Consider the following 20125-nt stretch of genomic DNA (forward strand, 5'->3'; position numbering starts at 1 on the left):
CGCTTCTTTGAGGGAGGGGACAGGCATGGAGCTGTTATTGCTCGCTGTCGGAACCATTGCCGCCGGAGTTTTGGGCTGCGTGGCGTGGTTCTGGGGATCTAACTGGGTGCTCGACACGATCCTGCCGCCACGCGGCGAGAATGCGGGCGACAATATCCGCCGCGCCAGCATGATCCGGCCTTGGCTGTTTCTTGGCCCGGCCATCCTGTTTCTCGGGGTTTATCTGGTCTACCCGGTCGTCAACTCCTTCTGGTTGTCGCTGAAAAACGCGCCCAGCACGCAATTCGTGGGCGCCGACAACTATCTCTGGCTGGTCGGGGATTCGAAATTCCGCGAATCGATGGTCAACAACTTCTTCTGGCTGCTGGTTGTGCCCGCGCTCTCGACGCTGTTCGGCCTGATCGCCGCGCAACTCACCGACCGGATCCGCTGGGGCAATATCGGCAAGTCGCTGATCTTCATGCCGATGGCGATCTCCTTCGTCGGTGCGGGTGTGATCTGGAAGCTGATCTATGAATATCGCGAAGCGGGCGAGGAGCAGATCGGCCTGCTCAACGCCTTTGTGCAGTGGATCGGTGGCGAGCCGCAGACATGGCTGACGATCCAGCCGTGGAACAACTTCTTCCTGATGATCGTGCTGGTCTGGATCCAGACCGGCTTTGCGATGGTGATCCTCTCCGCCGCGCTGCGCGGCATCCCGGAGGAAACCATCGAGGCTGCGGTGCTGGACGGCGCGAACCCGTGGCAGATTTTCTTCAAGATCAAAGTGCCGCAGATCATGGGCACGATCGCGGTCGTCTGGACGACGATCACCATTACCGTGCTGAAGGTCTTCGACATCGTGTTCGTCATGACCAACGGTCAGTGGGGCACGCAGGTGCTTGCCAACCTGATGTATGACTGGATGTTCCGCGGCTCGCCGGATTACGGGCGCGGCTCGGCCATTGCCATCGTGCTGATGGTCCTCGTGCTGCCGATCATGATCTGGAACATCCGTAACGTCCGTAAGGAGATGCGCTGATGGAAGGCATGGCCGGACAAAAATCGACGCTCACCTGGGCGGTCAACCTCGCGGCTCTGCTTCTGGTGGTGCTGTGGACCATTCCGACACTGGGCCTTTTCGTGTCGTCCTTCCGGGACCGGGACCAGATTTCGGAGACCGGATGGTGGAAATCGCTGTCCTCGATCGAGCAGACCAGCTTCGCCCGGTCCGGGACGGCTGACGATCAGGTGCAGGATGGCGATCTGTTCGTGATCACCGGCAATGTGCTGGAGGAGGGGCAATCCCTCGCCGCTTGGGGCACAAGCGCGCGCGCCCCGTCCGAATACCAGCCCGGTGATCTGGCGGAGATTGACGAGGGCGTGACCCTGACGGTTGTGGATGACGGCACCTATCGCATGGAATCGCAAACGCCGTTCGAGATGACGCGGGGCGAACGGATATTCCTGACCACGGAAAGTCCGCCGGAGTTCACGACCGAGAATTACAGCCGCGTGATGAACGCCGAAGGCATCGGGCGCGCCTTCATGAATACGCTGACCGTGACCATTCCGGCGACGATCATCCCGATCCTGATCGCGGCTTTCGCGGCCTATGCGCTGGCGTGGATGGAGTTTCCCGGACGGGCGCTGCTGACCGCCGCCGTGGTCGGCCTGCTGGTCGTGCCGTTGCAGCTTGCCCTGATCCCGTTGCTTCAGCTTCATAACAGCATCGGCATCGGCAAGGGCTATCTGGGCATCTGGCTGGCGCATACCGGGTTTGGTCTGCCGCTGGCGATCTATCTGCTTAGAAACTACATGGCCGGTCTGCCGCGCGAGGTGATAGAATCCGCCCGCGTGGATGGCGCGACGGAGTTCCAGATCTTCCGCAAGATCATCCTGCCGCTGTCCTTCCCGGCGCTGGCGTCCTTCGCGATCTTCCAGTTCCTCTGGGTCTGGAACGACCTGCTGATCGCGACCGTGTTCCTCGGCAATTCGCGTGACCAACTGGTCATGACCGGCGTCCTGCGCGAGATGATGGGCTCGCGCGGCGGCGAATGGGAAATCCTTGCGACCTCGGCCTTTATCTCGATTGCCGTGCCGCTGCTCGTGTTCTTCGCGATGCAGCGTTATCTGGTCCGTGGCCTGCTGGCCGGTTCTGTAAAAGGTGGCTGATGAATAAGCTTGAAAAAGCGCAAGACTGGTGGAAGGGCGCGGTGATCTATCAGGTCTATCCGCGCAGCTATCAGGACACGACCGGGGACGGCACGGGCGATCTGCGCGGGATCACGCAGCGGTTGGATCATATCGCCTCGCTCGGGGCGGATGCGGTCTGGATCTCGCCCTTCTTCCGCTCGCCGATGAAGGATTTCGGCTATGATGTCAGCGACTACCGCGACATCGACCCGATTTTCGGCAATATCGCGGATTTCGATGCCCTGATCGCGCGCGCGCATGATCTGGGCCTGAAGGTGATGATCGACCTTGTGCTGTCACATACCTCGGACGAGCATCCGTGGTTCGTGGAAAGCCGGGCCAGCCGCGATAATCCGAAAGCCGATTGGTATGTCTGGTCCGACCCCAAGCCGGATGGCACGCCGCCGAATAACTGGCTGTCGATCTTTGGCGGTCCGGCCTGGCAGTGGGATGCACGGCGGGAGCAGTATTATCTGCACAACTTCCTGACCGCCCAACCCGACCTGAACTTCCACAATGCGAATGTGCAGCAGGCGTTGCTGGACGTGGCGCATTTCTGGCTGGAGCGGGGCGTGGACGGGTTCCGGCTCGACACGATCAACTTCTACACCCACGACGCCGAACTTCGCGACAACCCGGCCCTGCCGCCGGAGGAGCGGAACGACCAGACCGCGCCGAAGGTGAACCCGTATAACCACCAGTTGCACGTCTACGATAAATCGCGGCCCGAGAACCTGATCTTCCTCGAAAAACTCCGCGCCGTGATGGAGCCTTACGGCGCGGCTGCGGTTGGCGAAATCGGTGACAGTCAGCGCGGGCTGGAGCTGTTGGGCGAATACACCTCCGGCGATAAGCGGATGCATATGTCCTATGCGTTCGAGTTTCTGTCGGGCAGCGATCTGACCGCGCAGCGCATCGTCGATGTCTTTGCCGATGTGGACCAGAAAGCACCGGAGGGCTGGCCCTGCTGGGCGTTCTCGAACCACGACGTCGTCCGCCACGCGACCCGCTGGCATCTGAGCGACGCTGCGGTCTCTGCCTATGCGACGGTGATGATGTTCCTGCGCGGCTCGGTCTGCATCTATCAGGGGGAGGAGCTTGGCCTGCCCGAAGCCGATGTCCCGTTCGAGGCGTTGCAGGACCCCTACGGCATCGAGTTCTGGCCGGAATTCAAGGGCCGCGACGGCTGCCGCACCCCGATGGTGTGGGAGGGGAATGCCAACACCCATGCGGGTTTCTCGACCGCCGTGCCGTGGCTGCCGATCCCGCATGAGCATCTGTCGCGCGCCGTGTCGGAGCAGGAGCATCGCGCCGGATCGATCCTGAACCATTACCGCTGGGCCATTGCCCTTCGTCACAAGCATCAATCGCTGCAAACCGGCAATCAGACGATCCGTGCCGATGGCGACGTGCTGATCATCGAACGTCGCGCCAAGGATGACAGCGTGACGCTGCGGATCAATCTGTCGGATCGCGAGGCGGGCGGGCTGGGCCCGTGGCAGTCGGAAATTAACGAGGAATAACCGGGGCAGAACCGGGGGGAGCGTATTATGGCAAATCTGAAACTCACCGATGTCGCGAAATCCTATGGCGACGTGAATGTGCTTCGGAACATCAATCTCGATATTACATCGGGCGAGTTCATCGTCTTTGTCGGCCCGTCCGGCTGCGGCAAATCCACCCTGCTGCGGATGATCGCGGGGCTGGAGCGGATCACCGGCGGCACGCTGGAAATCGACGGGCAGAAGATGAACGACATCCCGCCCAGCCAACGCGGGATCGCAATGGTGTTCCAGTCCTACGCGCTCTATCCGCATATGACGGTGCGCGACAATATGGCCTTCGCGCTCAAGATCGCCGGCCAGTCGAAGGAGCAGATACAGGAAGCCACCGACCGCGCCGGCAAGATGCTGCAACTGACGCCCTATCTGGACCGTCTGCCCAAGGCGCTGTCGGGCGGGCAGCGTCAGCGTGTGGCCATCGGTCGGGCCATCGTGCGCGACCCGAAGGTCTATTTGTTCGACGAACCGCTGTCGAATCTCGACGCCGCACTGCGCGTGGCAACCCGGATCGAGATCGCGCAGCTCAAGGAATCGATGCCCGACCGCACGATGATCTATGTCACCCACGACCAGACGGAGGCGATGACGCTGGCCGACCGGATCGTCGTTCTGGCAGGTGGCGGCATCGCTCAGGTCGGCGCGCCGCTGGAGCTTTACGAACGCCCGATCAACGAATTCGTCGCCCAGTTCATCGGCTCCCCCGCCATGAACCTGCTGCCGGGGAAGGTCACCCAGACCGGCCAGCGGACGACCGTCCAACTCGATGGTGGCGGCGTGGCAGAGGTCGCGATCCCCACCAAGCCGGAGGATCAGGGTCTCAGCGTCAATCTCGGCGTCCGGCCGGAGGATATGCGCGAAACCGACGGTCCGGCGCTGTTCGAAGGCACGGTCGATCTGACCGAGGCACTGGGCGAGGTCACGCTGCTCTATTTCGGCACCGGGCAGGAGGCGGAGCCGGTGATTGCCAAGCTGCCGGGTATCCATGCCGGCCTGAACCGCAAAACGGTGCGCCTGACCGCCGATCCCGAAGCGATGCATCTGTTCCATGAGGGCAACTCGTTGCTTTACCGCGACGGACCGCCGCCGCCGCGCCCGCGCGATGTGCCTGAACCGCCCGGCGGCGAAGACCTTGACGAGATCGCCAAACCGAACCCGGCACGCTGAGCCTTCATTGACCCCTAGCGCCAACGCGCCTAATCCTGTCGCAAAGGCGAAGGGATCGGAATGAAGATCATCATCTGCGGGACGGGGCAGGTCGGCTGGCAGATTGCCCGCCACCTGTCGGGCGAACGTAACGACGTCACCGTGATCGACAATAACGGCGAACTCGTGCGCCGCGCGACGGAGGCGCTTGATGTGCAGGGCGTCACCGGCTTTGCCAGCCATCCCGAGGTGCTGGACCGGGCGGGTGCGCGTGACGCCGATCTGATTATCGCCGCGACCTACTCGGACGAGGTGAACATGGTCACCTGTCAGGTCGCGCATTCGGTGTTTCAGGTGCCGCGCAAGATCGCCCGGCTGCGCAGCTCCGCCTATCTCGACGCGATTTATTCCGATCTCTACCGCACCGATCACCTGCCGATTGACGTCGTCATCAGCCCCGAACGCGAGGTCGCGCGCGCAGCGCTGGCGCGCCTGCGGGCGCCCTCTACCTTCGAGGCGGAGGATTTTCTGGACGGCAAGGTCCGGCTGCTGGGCCTCGTGCTGGACGAAACCTGCCCGGCGCTGAATACCCCGCTGCGGCAACTCAACGATCTGTTTTCCAGTCTCCGGGCGATTGTCGTCGGGGTCCGCCGTGAGGGGCGGCTATTCGCGCCGGAATCCAATGACCAGCTTTTCGCGGGCGATCAGATCTATGTCTTCTCTGACCGCGAGGATGTGGACCGCACGCTGGAAATCTTCGGCAAGCAGACCCAGCGGACGGAGCGGGTCATTATCATCGGCGGCGGCAATGTCGGCCTGTCGGTGGCCCGCAGCCTGGAAACCGCGCGCCAGCGGGTCCGTACCAAGATTATCGAGCGGAGCCGCGAAAGGGCGGAATTCGCGGCGGATTCGCTGGAACGGACCATTGTGCTTCATGGCGACGGCCTGTCGGCGGAACTGCTGGAAGAGGCGTCGATTGCCAAGGCTGACGCCGTGCTGACGCTGACCGATGACGACAAGGTCAATATCCTCGCAGCGGTCCGGGCCAAACAGACCGGGGCGAAGCTGGTCGTCAGCCTTGTGAACGATCCGACACTTGTTTCGCTGATGGGGCCGCTCGACATTGACGCCTATATCAACCCGCGTTCAACTACGGTGTCGACCATCCTGCGCCATGTCCGGCACGGGCGTGTGCGCGACATCTATTCGATTGGCGACGCCGAGGCCGAGGTGATCGAGGCGCAGGTGCTGGCCACCTCCTCCATGTCAGGGCGGGCGATTCGCGATATCGACCTGCCGGAGGGCGCGCTGATCGGGATGGTGATGAAGAACGACAAGATCGTTAAGCCGAACCCCGACACGCGCATAGAGGAAGGCGATATCATCTGCATCTTCGCGCTCACCCCCGATGTCCCGGAGGTCGAGCGGCTGTTGCAGGTCGCCATCGACTTCTTCTGATGTCCTTCTTCAGCCGGATGCCCCTGTTTGTGTTGCTGATCGGTGTCGCCGGTCTGGCAATGCTGGTTCCTGCGGCTTATGCAGCGGCAACGGCGTGGTATGAAATCGCGCGTTCCTTTCTGTTCAGCTCGGTGCTGATGCTGGTGCTGACCGCGCTTCTCGGTGCAGCGACCGCTGGGGGACGGCGGCCCGGCCCGCATGGCCGCTCCGTTCTGGCGACGATGCTGGGGGTGCTCGGCGTGCTGCCCATAGCGCTTGGCCTGCCGCTGGCAATGGTGCTGCCCGACACCGGGATATTCAACGCGTGGTGGGAGATGGTCAGTTGCCTGACCACAACCGGCGCATCGCTTTATGCCGCCGATATGCTGGCCCCGCCGATCCATCTGTGGCGGGCGCTTGTCGGCTGGCTGGGCGGGTTGTTCATTCTGGTCAGCGCCGTGGCTGTGCTGTCGCCAATGAAGGTCGGCGGGTTCGAGATCCTGTCGTCACCCTATGGCCGGAGCGAACGTTTCAGGCCCCTGCCCGAAAGCGCCGATCCGCGCAACCAGCCGCAATTTTTCCTCGGCCTCGGTGCTGATCGCACGACGCCGTCGGCGCGGGCGATGCGGGTTCTGCGTGATGTCGGGCCGTATTACGCCGGGCTGACGCTGGCACTCTGGGTCATTCTGCTGCTGGCAGGCGATCCGGGGCTGGTTGCCCTTTGCCGTGCGCTTGGCACGCTTTCGACCTCTGGCATCTCGCCGGTCGCCGGATCGGTCGGCGTGCATTCCGGCGTTCTGGGCGAGGTGGTTGTGGCGTTCTTCATGATCTTCGCCCTGACGCGGCGCTTCTGGCCCGGCGGCGGCGAGCTGCGCGCGACGGAAACCTTGCGCACCGACCCCGAACTGCGCCTCGGGCTCACCGTCGTGGTGCTGGTGGCGCTGGTATTGTTCCTGCGCCATTTCTTCACCTCGTTCGAACAGGAAATCGCGGCATCGAATGTGGCGACGGGTGTTCTGATCTCACTTCGGAACGCGGCTGTCGCGGCCTGGGGCGGGTTCTTCAACGCCCTGTCATTCCTGACCACGACCGGCTGGAACTCTGTCGACTGGCAGGGGGCGCGAAGCTGGTCCGGCCTTGAATCGCCGGGCCTTCTGCTGGCTGGGCTGGCGATCATGGGCGGCGGCGTCGCCACCACGGCGGGCGGGGTGAAGCTGCTGCGCGTCTACGCACTGGCCCGGCAGAGCGAGCGTGAGCTGGAGCGGGTCGTGCATCCCACCTCCGTCAGTGGCGGCGGCCGCATGGCGCGGCGGCTGCGCAGCGAGGGGGCCTATCTGGCCTTCATCTTCTTCATGCTCTTTGCGCTGTCCATTGCCGTGACCGTGCTGCTGGTATCGATTCGGCCCATCGAGTTTGACACGGCAGTGATTCTCTCCGTCTCTGCCCTGACAAACACCGGACCGCTGGCCGGGACCATCCATCTGACCCCCAGCTTCGAATCAACCGCCGGTTTCGCCTCAAACCCCTGGGAAGGCTGGTCCGGCCTTGCTGCGCTGCCGAAAACGGTGCTGGCGGGGGCTATGATTGTGGGGCGGTTGGAGACGTTGGCGATATTGGCGCTGGTCACGCCGGATTTCTGGCGTCGCTGATTGGCAACAGGATCACGGAGTTCGCATCCAAATCTTGTAAGTTACCGATTCGTCCCATAGATTTTCGAGAACCAACAAGAAAAGGGACCTAACATGGCTGGCGACAAACAGAATCTTCAGGATGCTTTCCTGAATCACGTGCGCAAGGCCAAGGTTCCGGTGACGATCTTTCTGATCAACGGCGTGAAACTTCAGGGCGTTATCACCTGGTTCGATAACTTCTGTGTATTGCTGCGCCGGGACGGTCAATCACAGCTCGTCTATAAACACGCCATTTCGACCATCATGCCGGGTGCGCCGATCAGCCTGTATGAGGGCGACGACTGATTGGCTGAGCCGCACGTCACCGAACGCGCGCCGACGCGCGCCTTTGTCCTGCATCCCGACATAGACGGCAGCGCCGCGCCGCGCCGCGCGCCGGAAAGCGCGCTGGCCGAAGCCGTGGCGCTGGCCGAGGCTTTGCCGGGGATCGAGATCGTGGGCGCAGAGGCCGTGCGCCTGCGCAACCCGTCGCCGGGGCAGCTTTTCTCGGCCGGCAAGCTGGACGAGGTGGCGGCGTCGCTGGAGGCGGTCGAGGCCGAGCTGGTGCTGATCGACGGGCCGGTTACGCCGGTGCAGCAGCGCAATCTGGAAAAGCAATGGGACGTCAAGATCCTCGACCGGACCGGGCTGATCCTAGAAATCTTCGCGGATCGGGCGCGGACGCGGGAGGGGGTGCTGCAAGTCGAACTCGCCGCGCTCAGCTATCAGCGGACACGGCTGGTGCGGGCGTGGACCCACCTTGAACGTCAGCGGGGCGGTCTCGGCTTCGTCGGCGGCCCGGGTGAAACGCAGATCGAGGCTGACCGGCGGGCGATTGACGAGCAGACGACCCGGCTCAGGCGTCAGCTTGAGCGGGTGGTGAAAACACGCAGCCTGCACAGGGCCTCGCGCGCCAAGGTGCCGTATCCGATCGTGGCGCTGGTGGGCTATACGAATGCCGGGAAATCGACGCTGTTCAACCGCATGACCGGGGCGGAGGTGCTGGCGAAAGACATGCTGTTCGCGACGCTGGACCCGACGATGCGGGCGATCCGTCTGCCCGGCGGGCGGCAGATCATTCTGTCGGACACGGTTGGGTTCATCAGCGATCTGCCGACCGAGCTGGTCGCGGCGTTCCGGGCCACGCTGGAGGAGGTTCTGGAGGCGGATCTGATCCTGCATGTGCGCGACATCAGCCATCCAGAGACCGAGGAACAGGCCGAGGATGTGGCCGAAATCCTTGAATCGCTGGGCGTTGACGAGGATGTGGCGCTGGTCGAGGTGTGGAACAAGATCGACGCGCTGAGCCCGGCGACGCGGGCGGCACTGCGCCGGACCGGGGGGCGCAGCGAGGCGGTGCAGGCCATAAGCGCACTGACGGGCGAAGGGCTGGACGATCTGGCCGAGACCATCGAAGCCGCGCTTGAGGAGGTGCTGTCCGAACCGCGCGAACCGGCAGAACTGCGGCTGGATTTCAGCGAGGGAAAACGCCGCGCCTGGCTGCATGAGGCGGGTGTTGTCGAGTCGGAGGAGGTGACCGAGGACGGCCATGTCATCCGAGTCAACTGGACAACAAGACAGCGGCAGGCCTTCGGCGCGCTCTAGCGCCGAAACCCCAGCCTGTGCTGGGTTTCACAGCGCACAACCCGTACACATGGCGTACACAAGCTGTACACCGACGGTACACGCAGCACCGCATGATTTGTCAGCGGACACCCCGGCGTAAAATTCCGGTCCGGGATGCCCGCTGCGATTTTACGAATCGTTCAGGCCTCGGTCAGAGATCGTTGGCGTTGTTCAACAGGTCGGCGGCGCGGACGGTCCGGCCGCTGGGCAGGCGGCAGAGATCGGCGCGGCGGCGGTTGACGACGCGGTTCATGACTTCCCCGCCGACCGACTCGCAATAGAGGGCGGCGGGATCGACCTGAACCCGCATGGTGCTGGTGGTCGAATTCGAGTTGCTGCTGCCACCGCCGCCACAAGCGGCGAGCAGGGGAATCACGGTCATAAGAATTAGGGGGCGCATGGGGCCTCAGGTTGTTTGAAATAATGATGGAACAACTCAGGAGACAAAGAGTCGTTCCGTTCCTGGGTTCAAACGGACGAAACTTCAATCAAAGATTGCGTTACCTGATAAAAGGGCGGGTCAGCAAGGAGCTTTGACTGGCGCTGACCCGCCTGAAAGGTGGATTTGCATACAGGCGAGATGCGTATCAACCAATCAATAATCATGAATTATCATATAGTTGTGAGTTCAGCAATCAAATTTTTATAATTTGCTAAAATGCGTAATAAAAATACAAGATTTGCAACTGAAACGCGTGTTTTTCCTACGTTTTCCGAATATCCGAACTGGCGAACAGGTCGTCGCACGACAAACCGCCTTGACCCATGACGGGGCTTTCGCCCTAAACTTGTCCACCAAATCCGGGCAGAATCGCCCGCGTGACACAAGGGGTTGCCATGACCGTAAACAAAACTCTTTTCGCCTCGGTTGCTGTGATCGGCCTGACGGCGGGGGCCGCATTCGCCGAACCGGCGCTGATTTTCGATCTGGGCGGCAAGTTTGACAAGTCCTTTAACGAATCCGCTTACACCGGCGCGGCACGCTGGGCGGAGGAGACCGGCGGCAGCTATAAAGAGCTGGAGATGCAGTCCGAGGCCCAGCGGGAACAGGCGCTGCGGCGCTTGGCGCAGAGCGGCGCAAACCCGATTGTGATGACCGGCTTTGCCTTTGCCGAGGTGCTGAACAAGATCGCGCCCGACTATGCGGACACGAAATTCGTCATTATCGACGGCGTGGTCGAGCAGCCGAATGTGCAGTCGAATATCTTCAATGAGGGTGAGGGGTCGTATCTGGCGGGCATCATGGCCGCGCAGGCTTCTGAATCCGGGACGGTCGGGTTTATCGGCGGCATGGATATTCCGCTGATCCATAAATTCGAGTGCGGTTATCGTCAGGGTTTCCTGGCCGCCAACCCCGAGGGTGAGGTTATCATCAACTACACCGGCACGACGCCTGCGGCGTGGAACGATCCGGTGAAGGGCGGGGAACTGACCCGCGCGCAGATCTCCCAAGGGGCGGACGTGATCTATGCGGCGGCGGGCGGCACCGGGATCGGTGTGTTGCAGACCGCTGCGGATGAGGGGGTTCTGTCCATCGGTGTGGACAGCAACCAGAACCATCTGCATCCGGGCAAGGTTCTGACCTCGGTCGTCAAGAATGTCGATGTGGCCGTGTTTGACGCCTTTACCGCCGGTGAAGCGGTCGAGCCGGGGTTGAAAGTCTGGGATGTCGCTTCGGGCGGTGTCGACGTCGCGATGGATGATAACAATGCCGCGCTTGTCTCGGAAGAGATGAAGGCAGCGGTCGATGACGCGCGGGCGAAGATCACCTCGGGCGAGATCGAGGTTCATGACTATATGACTGACAATAGCTGCCCGGTCGATTGATGCCCGAGGCGGTGGCGCAAGAAGGGGGGCCGGGTGCGGCCCCCCAAAACGTGGCGGCGATTGAGCTGCGCGGTATTTCCAAGGCGTTCGGCCCGGTTCAGGCCAACAAGAATATCGATCTGACGGTCGCGAAAGGATCGATCCACGGCATCATCGGGGAGAACGGGGCCGGGAAATCGACGCTGATGTCGATTCTCTATGGGTTCTACAAGCCCGACCGGGGGGAGATCCGCATCAACGGCTCGCCGGTTCAGATCACCGATTCCATGGCCGCGATCCGTTCGGGCATCGGCATGGTGTTTCAGCATTTCAAGCTGGTGCGGAATTTCACCGTGCTGGAGAATATTATTCTGGGCGCGGAGGACGGGCCGATGTTGCGGCCGTCTCTGGCGCGGGCGCGGACGCGGCTGCGGGAACTGGCCGAGGAATATGAATTGCAGGTCGATCCCGACGAGACGATCGAGGAATTGTCGGTCGGCCATCAGCAGCGGGTGGAGATCCTGAAGGCGCTGTACCGGCAGGCGGATATCCTGATCCTCGATGAGCCGACGGGGGTGCTGACACCGGCGGAGGCGGATCATCTGTTCCGCATTCTCGAAGGGCTGAAGAATGAGGGCAAGACGATCATCCTCATTACCCACAAGCTGCGCGAGATCATGGAGATCACCGACACCGTGTCGGTGATGCGGCGCGGCGAGATGGTTGCCAGTGTCAAAACCGCCGAGACCAGCCCCGAGGAGCTGGCGGAGCTGATGGTTGGCCGCAAGGTGCTGATGGAGGTCGACAAGCAGCCCGCCCGGCCCGGCGAAACTGTGCTTGAGGTCCGCAATCTGCGCCTGGTCGATGACGAGGGGGTGGAGCGGATCCGGGGCATTGATTTCAGCATCCGCGCCGGTGAGATCGTGGGGATCGCGGGTGTCTCCGGCAATGGGCAGACGCAGTTGCTGGAGTTGCTGGGCGGCTTCCCCGAGAAGGGCGCGAAGGTCAGCGGCGAGATTTTCGTCAACGGGCAGAGCATTGACCTGACCGGGACGAAATCCGATGCGGCGACGCGGCGGATGCGCGGGATCGGCCATGTGCCTGAGGACCGGCAGGATGAAGGGCTGATCATGGATTTCGCGGCGTGGGAAAACGTCGCGTTCGGCTATCACCGTGCGCCGGAATACAGCAAGGGTGTATTCATGGACCGGGTGGCGATCCGCCAAGATGCGGAGGGCAAGATCGCGCGTTTCGACATCCGCCCGCCGACCTGTGATCTGGCGGCGCGCAATTTCTCCGGCGGGAACCAGCAGAAGATCGTCGTGGCCCGCGAGGTGGAGCGGAACCCGGATCTGCTGCTGATCGGGCAGCCGACGCGCGGCGTCGATATTGGCGCCATCGAGTTCATTCACAAGCGCATCGTCGAATTGCGCGATGCGGGCAAGGCGGTGCTTCTGGTCAGTGTGGAACTGGACGAGATCATGTCGCTGAGCGACCGGATTCTGGTGATGTTCGACGGCATGATCATGGGTGAACGGCAGGCGGAAAACACCTCCGCCGGGGAGTTGGGGCTGCTGATGGCAGGCGTGACCGAGACCGATGACGCAAGCCGGGACGACGGTATTCCGCCCGGCCACAGCCACCCGGCGGACCATCCTGCCGAGCCGACCGCCACGCCAGAGGGGGGACGCTGATGGACAAGATGCCGAAATGGGCGGATGTGGTCCTGACGCCGCTGATCTCGCTGGCGCTGGCTTTTGGAATATCGGCGCTGGTCATCCTCGCCATCGGGGAGAACCCGTGGGAAGCGGTCAAGACGATGGTGACGGGCGCGCTCGGCTCCAGCTATGGCTGGGGGTTCACGCTGTACTATACGACGAATTTCATCTTCACCGGGCTTGCTGTCGCGGTCGCCTATCACGCCAGCCTGTTCAATATCGGCGGCGAGGGGCAGGCGGGGCTTGGCGGTCTTGGCGTGGCCATGATGTGCCTGTTCATCCCGTGGCCGCATTGGTCGCTGGCGCTGCTGGGCGCGATGATCGGGGCCGCGGCTTTTGGTGCCGCATGGGCGTTCATTCCGGCGATTTTGCAGGCCAAGCGCGGCAGCCATATCGTCATCACGACGATCATGTTCAACTTCATCGCGGCGGCGCTGCTGAACTGGGCCCTGGTGAACTGGCTGCGTCCCGTGGGCAGCATGGACCCGGCATCGGCCAATTTTCCCGAAGCCACGCATCTGCCGAAGATCACCGATATGTTCGCCGCTTTCGGGGTGGAGTGGGGCACGCATACGCCGGTGAACATCACCTTTATCATTGCCCTGCTGGCCTGCGCTGCGGTCTGGGCGCTGATCTGGCGGACCAAGCTGGGTTATGAGATCCGCGCGCTTGGACGTTCGGAAACGGCGGCGCGCTATGCCGGAATTTCGCCGGTGAAGATCACCGTGATCGCGATGCTGATCTCTGGCGGGCTGGCCGGGCTGATGGCCACGAATAACGTCATGGGCGAGGCGGAGCGGCTGATCCTGAACAATGTCGAGGGCGCGGGCTTCATCGGCATCGCCGTCGCCCTGATGGGCCGCAACCATCCGGTCGGCGTGCTGCTGGCGGCGCTGTTGTTCGGTTTCTTATATCAGGGCGGGGGCGAACTGGCGCTGTGGACCTCCATCCCGCGCGAACTGATCATCGTCATTCAGGCGCTTGTCATCCTGTTCACCGGCGCGCTCGACAATATGGTCCGCGCGCCGCTGGAGGCGTTCTTCGCAGCGCGCCGCAAGCGGGGGGATGCGTGATGGACCTGAACACCATCATCCAGATCCTCGATTCCGCTGTGCGGTTGATGACGCCGTTATTGCTGGCCTGTCTGGCGGGGCTTTATTCGGAACGCTCCGGCGTGTTCGATATCGGGCTGGAAGGCAAGATGCTGATGGCGGCGTTTTCGGCGGCTGCGGTTGCTGCGCTGACCGGCTCGGCCTGGCTGGGGCTGATCGCGGCGGTTGTGGGATCGCTGATGATGTCGCTGATCCACGGTCTTGCCTCCATCACCTTCCGGGGGAACCAGTTGATTGCCGGGGTGGCGATCAATTTCCTTGCCTCGGGGCTGACGGTTTTGCTGGGGCAGAAGATCTTCGGGCTTGGCGGGCGGACGCCGTCGCTGACCGGGGGCGGGCGGTTCGGGACGATCACGCTGCCCTTTGCCGATAGCCTGCGCGATGTGCCGGTGATCGGGCCGGTCTATGCCGATCTGATCTCGGGCCACTCGATTCTGGTCTATGTGGCGTTTCTGTGCGTGCCGCTGACATGGTGGCTGCTGTTTCGCACCCGGTTCGGGCTGCGGCTGCGGGCTGTGGGGGAGAACCCGGCATCGGTCGATACGGCGGGGATCTCGGTGATCCGGCTGCGCTATATCGCGGTTGGCATATGCGGGGTGCTGTGCGGGCTGGCCGGGGCGTATCTGGCGACCGGCCTCGGCGCGGGCTTCGTGAAGGAGATGACGGCGGGGCGCGGGTTCATTGCACTCGCGGCGCTGATCTTTGCCAAGTGGCGGCCTTGGGGGGCGCTGTTCGCGACCTTCCTGTTCGGGCTGCTGGAGGCGATTGCGAACCGTTATCCGAATCTGGAGCTTGGGCCGGTGACGATCCCGTCGATGTTCATGAATGCGCTGCCTTATATTCTGACGGTCATCATTCTGGCGGGCTTTGTCGGCCGCGCCATTCCGCCGCGTGCGGGGGGAGAGCCTTATGTCAAAGAGCGCTGAGCTTGCCGGTCTGATCCGCGCCCGTGCCGGGGCGGAGGCGCCGGAATATGGGCTGATCCTCGGCTCGGGGCTGGGGCATCTGTCGCAGGCTGTGGACGGTGTGGCGATCCCCTATGACGATCTGCCGGGGTTTCCGCATGCGGGGGTTTCGGGCCATGTGCCGCAACTGGTGATCGGCGATCTGGAAGGGACGCGGGTCGCGGTCTTTGGCGGGCGGTCGCATTACTACGAATCGGGGCGGGCGGATGCGATGCGTCTGCCGCTGGAGGTACTGGCAGCACTTGGTTGCGGCAGGCTGATCCTGACCAATGCGGCCGGGGCGGTCAGCGAGGCGCTGGCACCCGGCGGGCTGATGCTGCTGAGCGATCATATCGCGTTTGCCGGGACGAACCCGCTGATCGGGGAAAAGACCGATGCGCGCTTCGTGCCGATGACCGATGCGCATGACGCGGAGATACGTCAGGCGCTGAAGGATGCGGCGGCGGCGGAAGGCGTGGATCTGCCCGAAGGCGTTTACGGTTGGTTCTCCGGCCCCAGCTTCGAGACCCCGGCGGAGATCCGGGCGGCGCGGGTGTTGGGCATGGATGCGGTCGGCATGTCCACGGTGCCGGAGGTGATTCTGGCGCGGTTCCTTGGGCTGCGCTGTGCGGCGATCTCGGTCATCACCAATATGGGGGCGGGGCTGAGCGACGAATCGATCAGCCACGAGCACACCAAGCAGATGGCCCCGCTGGGTGCGGCAAAGCTGGAAAAGCTTCTGCGGCGTTTTCTGCGCGGTTAACCGAGCCGGGTGAGGCGTGAGGCAATCGGCCAGATGATCCGGCGTCTGGTCGCGGGATCGCCCCAGTCTTGCGTCAGCCGGTCCAGCGCCGCCGTGAATGCCGGTTCATGTCCTGTCTTCAGGGCGCGTCTGGTTGCCGACCAGGTGCCGATATATCCGGTCAGTTCGTCGAGCGACCAGTCCCGGACGATCCGCATCGGTGGCAGGGCGAATTCCCGGAAGGGGAATTCCAGAGAACGGTAGCCCTCTTCGACATGGGCGCGGTCGTCGGGCCAGTATTGATGCGTGTCCTGCCAGTAGAATCGCGCGAATGCCAGGGCGAAGTCGTCGCTGAATTCCGGCACGCCGTAGGAAATCAGGGCCAGAATCGCGCCGGACCGGGCGATGCGCTGTGCCTCGGCGTAAAAACGGGGCAGATCGAACCAGTGCGCGGCCTGCGCGGCGACGATGAGATCCGCTGATGCATCGGGCAGGCCGGTCTCTTCGGCATCGGCGATCCGGTAGTCGACGCGATCCACCCGTCTGGCATTCTCGACCTGCGACGGGCTTGGGTCGATTCCCGTCACCCGGTCAAAATGCCCGGCCAGAAGCGCAGTCAACTGCCCCGTTCCGCAGCCGATATCGACGGCGTGGCCGTGTGCGGCACACAGAAAACTCAGGCTTTCCGCGAGAGCGGGCGGGTAGTCGGGGCGGTGGCTGGCATATTCCGCGCCGCCTTCCGCAAAATGGCTGCGCTGTGTCATGACGGCCTTTCCCGAGGTTTCGCGGCGAAACTATCAGGGCAGGAAAAATGACACAATTGACCCGGCAGGCTGCGGCGTAATGTCGCAATCTGTCGTGGCGTCGGAGACAAAAATTGCTCCGTTGCGGCGATTTGGCTGTGGCTCTTGCCCCTACGCCGCTGGACTGGCAGAAAATTGAACGATAGAGATGCGCATGCGAAGGTCGTGATTCAAGCGGCTCGAAAATATATAGCTGGTCCGTGCAGGCGGGCCTGAACCGGAGATTTGCCGTGACCCACGTTGAAGAACACGAAGGCACGCGGAGGGACTTCCTCTACTATGTCACCGCGGGGGCCGGAACGGTCGCCACGGGTGCCGCTGCCTGGACCCTGATCAACCAGATGAATCCATCCGCCGACGTTCAGGCATTGTCATCGATCAGGGTCGATGTCAGCGGGGTCGAGCTCGGCACGCAACTGACCGTCAAGTGGCTGGGGAAACCCGTGTTCATCCGCCGCCGGACCCAGGAAGAGATCGACGCGGCCCGTGCCGTGGATCTGGGCGACCTGATCGACCAGGGTGCCGAGAACGAGAACAAGCCGGGCGAGCCCGCCACGGACGAGAACCGCGCCATTGACGACGCGGGCGAGTGGCTGGTGATGATCGGCGTCTGCACCCATCTGGGCTGCGTCCCGATCGGTGACGGCGCCGGCGATTTCGGCGGCTGGTTCTGCCCCTGCCACGGCTCTCACTACGACACTGCCGGGCGGATCCGCCGCGGTCCCGCGCCGCGCAACCTGGAAATTCCCGTCGTTGCGTTCCTTGACGACTCAACTCTGCAACTCGGCTGAGGAGGCGCGACATGTCCGGTATTCCACACGACCATTACGAACCCAAGACTGGTATCGAGCGCTGGCTGCATCGCCGTCTGCCGATTGTCAGCCTTGCCTATGACACGTTGATGATCCCGACCCCGAAGAACCTGAACTGGTGGTGGATCTGGGGCATCGTGCTGGCCTTCTGCCTTGCGCTGCAGATCGTGACCGGCATCGTGCTGGCGATGCATTACACGCCGCATGTCGATATGGCATTCGCCAGCGTCGAACATATCATGCGCAACGTGAATGGCGGGCATATGCTGCGCTATCTGCACGCCAACGGCGCATCGCTGTTCTTCCTTGCGGTCTATATCCACATCTTCCGCGGCCTCTTCTACGGTTCCTACAAGGCACCGCGCGAAGTGACCTGGATCATCGGGATGCTGATCTATCTGTGCATGATGGGCACCGCCTTCATGGGCTATGTGCTGCCCTGGGGTCAGATGTCCTTCTGGGGTGCGACGGTGATCACCGGGCTGTTCGGGGCCATCCCCGGCATCGGGCCGAGCATTCAGGAATGGCTGCTGGGCGGACCGGCTGTGGATAACGCCACGCTGAACCGCTTCTTCTCGCTGCACTATCTGCTGCCCTTCGTGATCGCCGCACTGGTTGCCGTTCACATCTGGGCCTTCCACTCCACCGGGAACAACAACCCGACCGGGATCGAGGTGCGCCGTGGTTCCAAAGAGGAAGCGGAGAAAGACACGCTGCCCTTCTGGCCCTACTTCGTCATCAAGGATCTGTTCGCGCTGGCGGTCATTCTGGTGGTGTTCTTCGCAGTGGTCGGCTTCATGCCGAACTATCTGGGCCACCCGGACAACTATATCGAGGCGAACCCGCTTTCGACGCCGGAGCATATCGTGCCGGAGTGGTATTTCCTGCCCTTCTACGCGATCCTGCGCGCCTTCGACTCGGAGGTCTGGGTTGTCCAGCTGGTCGACTTCATCTCCTTCGGGATCATCGACGCGAAGTTCTTCGGCGTGCTCGCCATGTTCGGCGCGATCCTGGTCATGGCGCTGGTGCCGTGGCTGGACACCAGCCGGGTCCGCTCGGGCCGGTTCCGCCCGATGTTCAAATGGTGGTTCTGGCTGCTCTGCGTTGATTTCGTGGTGCTGATGTGGGCCGGTGCCATGCCTGCGGAAGGGATCTATCCCTATATCGCGCTGGCCGGTGCAGCCTACTGGTTCGCCTATTTCCTGATCATTCTCCCGGTGCTCGGTCTTGTTGAGAAACCCGACCCGATGCCGGCGACGATCGAGGAAGATTTTGCCGAGCATTACGGCGCCAAAACCCATCCTGCCGAGTAAGGAGAGGCAAGCAATGACCCTGAGAATCACGACACTCACGGCCGTCGCCGCGCTGTCCGTTGCTGCCGCAGGCTGGGCGCAGGAAAGCGCGACCACGGTGCCCGACGCAGACGCCGTCACCGAGGCGGCGCAATCTGCCGCGGATGCGGCTGCCGAGGCAGCGACCGACGCCGCCGATGCTGTGGCGGAGGCGGCCAGCGACGCTGCCGATGCAGCGGCGGAGGCAGTGACCGACGCGGCTGACACGGCTGAGGAAGAAGCAGCGGCAGCGGCAGATGATGCCATTGCCGTAGAAGACGACGCGGCGGAGCCCGCAGCGGCAGAGGCAGCACCGGAAGGTGAGGCCGCCGAGGCGGAAGCCGCGACGGAAGCCGGGGAAGCTCCGGCCGAGGATCCGGTCGCGGAAGAAGCGCCTGCGGCAGACGAAGCGGCCCCCGCTGAGGGCGAGGCAGAGGCTTCCGACGAAGCCGAAGCCGCAGAAGGCGAAGCTGCCGAGGCGGAAGGTGCTGAGGAAGAGGAGGCCGAAGAGGCCGAGGAAGCCCATGTCACCAACGTCGCCTTCAGCTTCGAGGGTCCGTTCGGCAAATACGACCAGTTCCAGCTTCAGCGCGGTCTTCAGGTCTATACCGAGGTCTGCTCGGCCTGCCACGGTCTGAAACAGGTGCCGATCCGCACGCTGCATGACGAAAGCGGTCCGGGTCTGCCGGAAGATCAGGTCCGTGCCTATGCGGCGAATATGTTCATCATCGACGAGGAAACCGGGGAAGAGCGTCCGCGCCTGCCGACGGATCATTTCCCGACCGTGACCGGGCTTGGCATGGGGCCGGATCTGTCGCTGATGGCCAAGGGCCGCGCCGGGTTCCACGGTCCGCTGGGTACGGGCATCAGCCAGTTCATCAACGGGATCGGCGGGCCGGAATATATCTACTCGGTCCTCACCGGCTATAATGGTGAAGAAGTCGAACAGGCCGGTTCGGTCCTTTACGGGAATGCGGCGTTCTCCGGCGGCTTCATCTCGATGCCTGCACCGCTGTTCGACGATCTGGTGACCTATGAAGACGGCACACCGGCGACGGTCGATCAGATGGCGAAGGACGTGTCCGCCTTCCTGATGTGGACCGCTGAGCCGAAGATGATGGCCCGGAAGGAAAATGGCTTCGTGGCCGTGATCTTCCTCGCGATCCTCGCCTCGCTGCTCTACCTGACCAATAAGCGGATCTGGTGGAATGTGAAGCATCCCAAGGACAGCTGATCCTTCCAGC

18 protein-coding genes are annotated in these 20125 nt (G+C 62.9%); 16 read left to right on the plus strand and 2 right to left on the minus strand.

The annotated features are described in order from the left end of the window. The first annotated feature begins 25 nt into the window (after positions 1 to 25). The 8 genes from PAF12_RS01460 to hflX all read left to right on the plus strand — a co-directional run bounded on the left by PAF12_RS01460 (position 26) and on the right by hflX (position 9592). Positions 26 to 1021 carry a carbohydrate ABC transporter permease gene (locus PAF12_RS01460; RefSeq protein ID WP_271108249.1) on the plus strand — a complete coding sequence of 332 codons (996 nt, stop codon included), beginning with the start codon at positions 26 to 28 and terminating at the stop codon, positions 1019 to 1021. After that, on the plus strand, positions 1021 to 2154 hold the full coding sequence (locus PAF12_RS01465; protein ID WP_271108250.1) for a carbohydrate ABC transporter permease: 1134 nt from the start codon (positions 1021 to 1023) through the stop codon (positions 2152 to 2154). The genes PAF12_RS01460 and PAF12_RS01465 overlap by 1 nt, the downstream gene beginning before the upstream one ends. Next, complete coding sequence (locus PAF12_RS01470) at positions 2154 to 3698, plus strand: alpha-amylase family glycosyl hydrolase (RefSeq protein WP_271108251.1); 1545 nt, start codon at positions 2154 to 2156, stop codon at positions 3696 to 3698. Before PAF12_RS01465 ends, PAF12_RS01470 begins: the two co-directional genes overlap by 1 nt. Positions 3699 to 3725: 27 nt before the next feature. Continuing rightward, positions 3726 to 4901 carry an ABC transporter ATP-binding protein gene (locus tag PAF12_RS01475; RefSeq protein WP_271108252.1) on the plus strand — a complete coding sequence of 392 codons (1176 nt, stop codon included), beginning with the start codon at positions 3726 to 3728 and terminating at the stop codon, positions 4899 to 4901. Between the two features lie 60 nt (positions 4902 to 4961). Then, on the plus strand, positions 4962 to 6338 hold the full coding sequence (trkA, locus tag PAF12_RS01480; protein ID WP_271108253.1) for a Trk system potassium transporter TrkA: 1377 nt from the start codon (positions 4962 to 4964) through the stop codon (positions 6336 to 6338). Beyond that, on the plus strand, positions 6338 to 7966 hold the full coding sequence (locus PAF12_RS01485) for a potassium transporter TrkG (protein ID WP_271108254.1): 1629 nt from the start codon (positions 6338 to 6340) through the stop codon (positions 7964 to 7966). Before trkA ends, PAF12_RS01485 begins: the two co-directional genes overlap by 1 nt. 93 nt (positions 7967 to 8059) lie before the next feature. Beyond that, complete coding sequence (gene hfq / locus PAF12_RS01490; protein ID WP_271108255.1) at positions 8060 to 8293, plus strand: RNA chaperone Hfq; 234 nt, start codon at positions 8060 to 8062, stop codon at positions 8291 to 8293. Beyond that, positions 8294 to 9592, plus strand: coding sequence for a GTPase HflX (gene hflX, locus PAF12_RS01495; protein WP_271108256.1), 1299 nt, complete (start codon positions 8294 to 8296; stop codon positions 9590 to 9592). 172 nt (positions 9593 to 9764) lie between these two features. Here the strand turns inward: hflX and PAF12_RS01500 are convergent, their stop codons facing one another. Further along, positions 9765 to 9995, minus strand: coding sequence for a DUF333 domain-containing protein (locus PAF12_RS01500; protein ID WP_271108257.1), 231 nt, complete (start codon positions 9993 to 9995; stop codon positions 9765 to 9767). A gap of 455 nt (positions 9996 to 10450) precedes the next feature. Between PAF12_RS01500 and PAF12_RS01505 the strand changes: the two genes are divergently transcribed. Genes PAF12_RS01505 through PAF12_RS01525 form a run of 5 tightly spaced genes read left to right on the plus strand, consistent with a single transcriptional unit; the run spans position 10451 to position 15956 of the window. Further along, the gene (locus PAF12_RS01505) at positions 10451 to 11440 is read left to right on the plus strand and encodes a BMP family protein (RefSeq protein WP_271108258.1); all 990 of its coding nucleotides are present in this window, start codon (positions 10451 to 10453) and stop codon (positions 11438 to 11440) included. Continuing rightward, positions 11440 to 13113 carry an ABC transporter ATP-binding protein gene (locus tag PAF12_RS01510; protein ID WP_271108259.1) on the plus strand — a complete coding sequence of 558 codons (1674 nt, stop codon included), beginning with the start codon at positions 11440 to 11442 and terminating at the stop codon, positions 13111 to 13113. Before PAF12_RS01505 ends, PAF12_RS01510 begins: the two co-directional genes overlap by 1 nt. Beyond that, positions 13113 to 14210: an ABC transporter permease gene (locus PAF12_RS01515; RefSeq protein WP_271108260.1), complete on the plus strand. Its 1098-nt coding sequence runs from the start codon at positions 13113 to 13115 to the stop codon at positions 14208 to 14210. The genes PAF12_RS01510 and PAF12_RS01515 overlap by 1 nt, the downstream gene beginning before the upstream one ends. Beyond that, positions 14210 to 15175, plus strand: a complete 966-nt coding sequence (locus PAF12_RS01520; protein WP_271108261.1) for an ABC transporter permease — start codon at positions 14210 to 14212, stop codon at positions 15173 to 15175. Before PAF12_RS01515 ends, PAF12_RS01520 begins: the two co-directional genes overlap by 1 nt. Continuing rightward, positions 15159 to 15956: a purine-nucleoside phosphorylase gene (locus PAF12_RS01525; protein ID WP_271108262.1), complete on the plus strand. Its 798-nt coding sequence runs from the start codon at positions 15159 to 15161 to the stop codon at positions 15954 to 15956. The genes PAF12_RS01520 and PAF12_RS01525 overlap by 17 nt, the downstream gene beginning before the upstream one ends. Here PAF12_RS01525 and PAF12_RS01530 read toward each other — a convergent pair. After that, positions 15953 to 16699 carry a class I SAM-dependent methyltransferase gene (locus PAF12_RS01530; RefSeq protein ID WP_271108263.1) on the minus strand — a complete coding sequence of 249 codons (747 nt, stop codon included), beginning with the start codon at positions 16697 to 16699 and terminating at the stop codon, positions 15953 to 15955. The genes PAF12_RS01525 and PAF12_RS01530 overlap by 4 nt on opposite strands. Positions 16700 to 16968: 269 nt before the next feature. Here PAF12_RS01530 and petA point away from each other — a divergent pair, with 269 nt between their 5' ends. From petA to PAF12_RS18960, 3 genes are read left to right on the plus strand one after another with little or no spacing between them, the layout of a single operon-like run. Continuing rightward, entirely contained in the window at positions 16969 to 17529 is a 561-nt protein-coding gene (petA, locus tag PAF12_RS01535; protein WP_271108264.1) for a ubiquinol-cytochrome c reductase iron-sulfur subunit, read from the plus strand. An 11-nt stretch (positions 17530 to 17540) separates the two neighbouring features. Continuing rightward, on the plus strand, positions 17541 to 18863 hold the full coding sequence (gene petB, locus PAF12_RS01540) for a cytochrome b (protein ID WP_271108265.1): 1323 nt from the start codon (positions 17541 to 17543) through the stop codon (positions 18861 to 18863). A gap of 13 nt (positions 18864 to 18876) precedes the next feature. After that, complete coding sequence (locus PAF12_RS18960; protein WP_368045155.1) at positions 18877 to 20115, plus strand: cytochrome c1; 1239 nt, start codon at positions 18877 to 18879, stop codon at positions 20113 to 20115. Positions 20116 to 20125 lie beyond the last annotated feature (10 nt).

Origin of the sequence: Paracoccus sp. SCSIO 75233 (assembly GCF_027912675.1) — a bacterium.
GTDB lineage: Bacteria > Pseudomonadota > Alphaproteobacteria > Rhodobacterales > Rhodobacteraceae > Paracoccus.